We start from the raw sequence: 4820 nt of genomic DNA, 5'->3' as shown, positions 1-4820 counted from the left end.
GTCCTGCAGGGTCTTCGACAGCACGATCAGGTGCTCGAGGGAACGGCCGAGACGGTCGAGCTTGGTCACCACCAGTTGACCGTTGGGCCGGTTGGCCACCAGCAGCGCCTTGCTCAACTCCGGGCGGGAGGCGAGCTTGCCGGATGCCTTGTCGATGAAGATCTCCTCACACCCGGCCGCGGTGAGCGCGTCGTGTTGGGCTTCTGGATGTTGATCGCGGGTGGAGACCCGTCCGTAGCCGATTCGCATGGCGCGGAGGTTATTGCGAACCCCGGACAGGTTGACATTGCCGCGTACACGGCAAGCGTTACAGAGGCGACCTGCAGGAACCCGCTTCGCCGCAGAGTGTCTCGCGAACGATCGTTCGCGGACACTGCTGCCGGTGCCCGAGCTGCGGCACGTGCACACTCGATGCCGTGAAACATCCACACGATTGTGCGTGAACGGTGGAGGCACGTCGCCGATCATCAAGGGGGCCTCCGCAACTTGCATTGGGCGATCCACTCACTTGCCACGATGGAAAGTCGGCGATACTCTTTCCATCATGGAAAGTATTGAGCAGGGGGCGGCGCACACGCCTGAAGAGGCGCGACGGGCTCTGGAAGAGGTATCGGCGACCCGGGATCGACTGGTCGAGCGGGCAGCAATTCCGTGGTGGTACCACGCAGGCATGGCGTTGAGCCTCGGCCTCGCGATCTCCTCGTTCAGCATGGGAGACGACCGCCCCTCCTCGCTGGTGCCGGCCGGGTTCATCCTGGTGCCGATCGCGCTGAGCTGGCTGGTGGGCAAGAAGACAGGCGTTGGACTCGACTTCTACCGCACGACCCCGAACGCGGTCGCGCCCGGGTGGAAGTGGGTGGGCGGCTTCATGTTGGTCGTGATCGTCGGCGCGGTACTGCAGTGGGGATTCGACCTGGCATGGGCCATGGTGGCGGCCGGGTTGGCCGTTTTCGGGCTCACGCTGATCTATTCGCCACGCATCGCCGCGGCGATGCTCGAGGATCTTCGTGCAGGTAGGACCAGCCGCTGATGGCGCCTGCTGGACCCGTATTCGACGAGATCATTCATCCACCCAACCGTTTGAAGTTGTGTGCCATGCTGGCCGCAGCCGATCTCGTCGAATTCGCCGTCGCGCGAGAGGTTCTCGATATCAGCGACTCGGTGCTCAGCAAGCAGGTCAAGATCTTGAAGGACGCCGGGTATGTGCGGAGCGCCAAGAAGACTCGCGATGCCCGGCCCCAAACCTGGATCGGGCTGACGAAGGCGGGACGTGCCGCGCTGGACGGGCACCTCGCGGCACTGCGGAGAATTGCCGAACAGGCGCAGAGTGTGTAGTCGGCTCAGATCTGTTGAGCGCCAGACATCTGGCGGCGCGAGAACACCGCCACTTATCACTGCGAGTCACACCGATGACATCGCACAACCAGACGAGAATTCCCCGACCCGAGCACGACCTCATCGTCAGCCACTCGACGCATCCCACGAGATCGAGACTGCAGACGGACCCGACGGCGAAGCTCTGGCACAACAGCAAGCCACAGCCCTACACACAGTCCTGCCTTGGGACGCCGTACGGCACCCTCCCGAATCAGCGGCCTGGCCTCCTACAGCGAGCGGCCGAGCCGATCCAGGGATGGCGCTACCAAGGTGTCGCCGGGGTGCAGTTAGTACAGGCACGCCCACAGTTCCTCTCGCTCGCCTGCCAGACTTCTTATCGGTGAAGATCCGCTGGGCATCCGGCCGCGGTGAGGGCGGCAATCTGGCGGTCGAGCAGCTGGCCATTGGTCGGCACTCGTCCGTAGCCGACGTGGGCGGCGCCTCCGCCGATCGGATCGAGGGCTTTGCCGTCGAGCGCGCGCATCAGGTTGATCGGTCGTCGCGGTCATGGCCGTGGATGTACGAGAAGGGTCCGACAGGACTTGTTGAACACCAACCGTTTTCGACACGTTTGTCGAACGCCATGCTGGCGCGGTCGTCCTGGTGGTTCCTGTCGGTGTTCGAAGTCGCGTTCAGTAACGCTCGAAGTCCTGTTCAGTGGGGTGCGCGAGCGCTCTCGCGTGGTGCGCCGGGTGGCGGTCATAGCTCCAGAAGGGGCCGCTGAGGCCGACTTTGCGCATGTAGTCGGCTGCCTGGCTGGGCTCTCGGCGCTGGTAGCCGTAGTCGAGGCGTCCCGTGTACCAGTCGGCCGCGAAGTGCCACAGGGTCGTCAGGTCCATGACGTAGCCGCGGTCGTTGCCGGTGCGCTCGAGCCACTGGTCGACGCAGTCGGTGGAACAGAACAGGTTCTGGTGTCCGCAGGTGTGCACGACGTCGTCCCAGGTCACCGTCGACGATGATCTGGCCCGGTGGCGGGCCGGGCTGGACGGCCGTCCCAAGGTGAGCATCAGGGTCTATGACGCCGACAACCATCTGTTCTTCCCCGGCACCGGCCCCTCCACCCCGGCCGAATACGTTGCGCCCCAGCATGTCGACCCACAGGTCGTCACCGACATCGCCACCTGGCTCACCACCATATGACCGACGAACCAGCTCGCCACGTGACCGACCGAGTCGCACTGGCGCCTCGTCCGCCCATGGCGCGGGTGCCCCACTGATCGGCCCGGAAGGTCAGCGGCGACATGCGGTTTATCCAGCTGCTTCGTGCCCATTCCCTGCGACTGCTTCGTGATAGGCGGCGGTCAATTCCGCCAGCACGCCGTCGTCAGGAATCGGCGCTCCGGCCAGGTGGGTCGCGCGGAGTTCGGCCATGAATCGCGCCCACAGCGGGGGGCCGCCGGCGGCGAGTAGTTCGGCGCGGACAGTCAGCTCCGGCGTCGTGTCCAGCCAGGATGCGCCCCACGCGCCCAGCTGGGCCATCACCGGGACGAGCTGGATCGACGCCTCGGTGAGATGGTATTCGACCTTCTGGCGGTGGCTCGGGTCGTTGTCTCGGGTGAGCAAGCCCGCGGCGACCAGTTTCGCGAGGCGGTTGGCCAGGATGTTCGACGCGATGCCCTCGATGGAGGCGGCGAGCAGTTCGCGAAAGTGGGTGCTGCCGCCGAACATGATGTCGCGCAGGACGATCAGGCTCCATCGGTCGCCGAGCAGCTCGATCGTCATGTTGATCGGGCAGCCCGACTTGCCCGGGGGCACCGGGAGTTTGTCATGAGCAACTGGTTGCGCCATGGGATCAGTCTAGGTAGGTTGTTAACCGCTTGCACTTTGCAACCAGAAGGGGTTCCTATGACACCATTGGTCCGCGTTCAGAACTTCTCCGTTTCCAGCGATGGATACGGTGCCGGGGAGGGGCAAAGCCTCGAGCGCCCCTTCGGCCACGCCGATCCGGGCGATTTCATGTCCTGGGCGGGTGCCACCGCGCACTGGCCCACCCGGACCGACCCCGGGGGAACCTACGGCCTCGACGACTACATCACTCGCGACTACGCCAACAACATCGGCGCCGAGATCATGGGGCGCAACAAATTCGGTCCACAGCGAGGGCCATGGAGCAACCACGACTGGCAAGGATGGTGGGGGGACCAACCCCCGTTCCACACGCCGGTGCTCGTCCTCACCCACCACCCGCGGCCCTCGTTCACGCTGGCGGACACCACGTTCCATTTCCTCGATGCGGCTCCGAAAGACGCGCTGGCGCAGGCATTCGATGCCGCCGAGGGCAAGGACGTGCGAATCGGCGGCGGTGTCGCCACGGTTCGACAGTTCCTCGACGCCGATCTGATCGACACGATGCATATCGCCGTTGCGCCGGTCGAACTCGGTCGCGGCGAAAGGTTGTGGGCGGGCCCCGAGGAACTAGTCGACCGTTTTCATTGGGAGCAGATCCCGAGCCCGAGTGGGGTGGTGCATCACTTCTTCTGGCGACGGTGATCGGGGGGCGTCCGGCAATTGCCGGACGCACATCACAGGGCGTTGATCCGCGCCAGCGCGTCGAAGGCCAGGTCGGCCGCCTGCCACAGGGCGGTGACCTCCGCGCGCACCGCGGGGGCGAGGGCGGGGTCCTGCAGGGCAAGGCCGTTGGTGAAGATGACGGTATTGGCGCCCAGGTCGGCGGCGATGAGCATTTGCTCGGTGGCGACGCCGGCGCCGAACAGCTGGTCGAGTCCCTCGCCGACGAAGTAGAACCGCCACAGTGGGCCGAGGTCGGCGCCGTAGGCCGCTTCCGTGCGGTCGATGATCACGTCGCCGACGGCGGCGATGCTCGCGACGATCTTGAAGTAGTCCGGGGCATTCTCGGGCCGGCTTCCCACTGCCGCAACCGAATACGTCAGGTCTACGGTGAGATGGGCGTTGTAGCCGGCCATGGCGGTGCGAGCTCTGGATACGCCGCAGTCCTGGGCGAGGGCGAAGTAGTGAGCCCAGTGGGGTTCGGTGACGCCGCCGGTGAATTCGGCATGCAGGTTGTCCAGGAATCGGCGCAGGAGTTCCGTGCTGATCGCGTGCGCGTATTCGCGGTTCGCGAACGCGGCGGGGTCGCGCTGCAGCGGCATGACGGCCGCGTATTCGACGCCGTCGAGGCCGATGGCGAACAGACCGCGCAGATCCCGGTGGGCGACGAGGATCTCGGTGATCTGGCGGTGACGGTCCACCGCGTTCTCGAGTCGCGCGAGACTGTCGGCGCCGGTGATCGTCGAAGTATCCGACAGCCGTGCGATGTCGGCGATATCGGCCGACGACAGCGTCGAACCACACGCGGTATCGCGAACAGCGCCGGTGGCCGGTCCCGCGACGACAGCGGGCAGGGTCATGATCAGAGCCGCAGCGACAGCAGCTATTCCGCTCGATAAACGCACCCGCAGATTCCACCACCCGCGAGCCGGAAC

Annotated in this window: 9 protein-coding genes; 4 read left to right on the top strand and 5 right to left on the bottom strand. The window is 65.5% G+C overall.

The features are described from left to right. The coding region (locus tag ACFWPJ_RS24970; protein ID WP_378854814.1) for a recombinase family protein at positions 1–249 on the bottom strand (249 nt) is incomplete at its 3' end. A gap of 295 nt (positions 250–544) precedes the next feature. Between ACFWPJ_RS24970 and ACFWPJ_RS24965 the strand changes: the two genes are divergently transcribed. Further along, the gene (locus tag ACFWPJ_RS24965) at positions 545–1030 is read left to right on the top strand and encodes a hypothetical protein (protein WP_378854813.1); all 486 of its coding nucleotides are present in this window, start codon (positions 545–547) and stop codon (positions 1028–1030) included. After that, the gene (locus tag ACFWPJ_RS24960; RefSeq protein WP_378854812.1) at positions 1030–1335 is read left to right on the top strand and encodes a transcriptional regulator; all 306 of its coding nucleotides are present in this window, start codon (positions 1030–1032) and stop codon (positions 1333–1335) included. The genes ACFWPJ_RS24965 and ACFWPJ_RS24960 overlap by 1 nt, the downstream gene beginning before the upstream one ends. Positions 1336–1711: 376 nt before the next feature. Here ACFWPJ_RS24960 and ACFWPJ_RS24955 read toward each other — a convergent pair whose 3' ends face one another. Together ACFWPJ_RS24955 and merB are read right to left on the bottom strand one after the other, a co-directional pair. Next, positions 1712–1861, bottom strand: coding sequence for a hypothetical protein (locus ACFWPJ_RS24955; protein WP_378854811.1), 150 nt, complete (start codon positions 1859–1861; stop codon positions 1712–1714). 148 nt (positions 1862–2009) lie between these two features. Beyond that, entirely contained in the window at positions 2010–2324 is a 315-nt protein-coding gene (gene merB, locus ACFWPJ_RS24950; protein ID WP_378854810.1) for an organomercurial lyase, read from the bottom strand. Here merB and ACFWPJ_RS24945 point away from each other — a divergent pair. Then, complete coding sequence (locus ACFWPJ_RS24945) at positions 2299–2517, top strand: hypothetical protein (RefSeq protein ID WP_378854809.1); 219 nt, start codon at positions 2299–2301, stop codon at positions 2515–2517. The two genes, merB and ACFWPJ_RS24945, sit on opposite strands and share 26 nt — an antisense overlap. 108 nt (positions 2518–2625) lie before the next feature. Here the strand turns inward: ACFWPJ_RS24945 and ACFWPJ_RS24940 are convergent, their stop codons facing one another. Continuing rightward, on the bottom strand, positions 2626–3165 hold the full coding sequence (locus ACFWPJ_RS24940) for a winged helix-turn-helix transcriptional regulator (RefSeq protein WP_378854808.1): 540 nt from the start codon (positions 3163–3165) through the stop codon (positions 2626–2628). Between the two features lie 57 nt (positions 3166–3222). Here ACFWPJ_RS24940 and ACFWPJ_RS24935 point away from each other — a divergent pair, with 57 nt between their 5' ends. Next, on the top strand, positions 3223–3867 hold the full coding sequence (locus ACFWPJ_RS24935; RefSeq protein WP_378854816.1) for a dihydrofolate reductase family protein: 645 nt from the start codon (positions 3223–3225) through the stop codon (positions 3865–3867). A gap of 32 nt (positions 3868–3899) precedes the next feature. On the opposite strand, the gene ACFWPJ_RS24930 is transcribed toward ACFWPJ_RS24935, so the two are convergent. Next, positions 3900–4745, bottom strand: coding sequence for a DUF5995 family protein (locus ACFWPJ_RS24930; RefSeq protein WP_378854815.1), 846 nt, complete (start codon positions 4743–4745; stop codon positions 3900–3902). Positions 4746–4820 lie beyond the last annotated feature (75 nt).

Source organism: Nocardia sp. NPDC058497 (assembly GCF_042720195.1).
GTDB lineage: Bacteria > Actinomycetota > Actinomycetes > Mycobacteriales > Mycobacteriaceae > Nocardia.
This window is presented reverse-complemented; position numbering and strand designations above follow the sequence as displayed.

Bases quoted from the DNA above. Each gene is read 5' to 3' on its own strand.
- ACFWPJ_RS24965 (WP_378854813.1), top strand. From the start codon at position 545: ATGGAAAGTATTGAGCAGGGGGCGGCGCACACGCCTGAAGAGGCGCGA.
- ACFWPJ_RS24960 (WP_378854812.1), top strand. From the start codon at position 1,030: ATGGCGCCTGCTGGACCCGTATTCGACGAGATCATTCATCCACCCAAC.
- ACFWPJ_RS24955 (WP_378854811.1), bottom strand. From the start codon at position 1,861: ATGCGCGCGCTCGACGGCAAAGCCCTCGATCCGATCGGCGGAGGCGCC.
- ACFWPJ_RS24940 (WP_378854808.1), bottom strand. From the start codon at position 3,165: ATGGCGCAACCAGTTGCTCATGACAAACTCCCGGTGCCCCCGGGCAAG.
- ACFWPJ_RS24935 (WP_378854816.1), top strand. From the start codon at position 3,223: ATGACACCATTGGTCCGCGTTCAGAACTTCTCCGTTTCCAGCGATGGA.
- ACFWPJ_RS24930 (WP_378854815.1), bottom strand. From the start codon at position 4,745: ATGACCCTGCCCGCTGTCGTCGCGGGACCGGCCACCGGCGCTGTTCGC.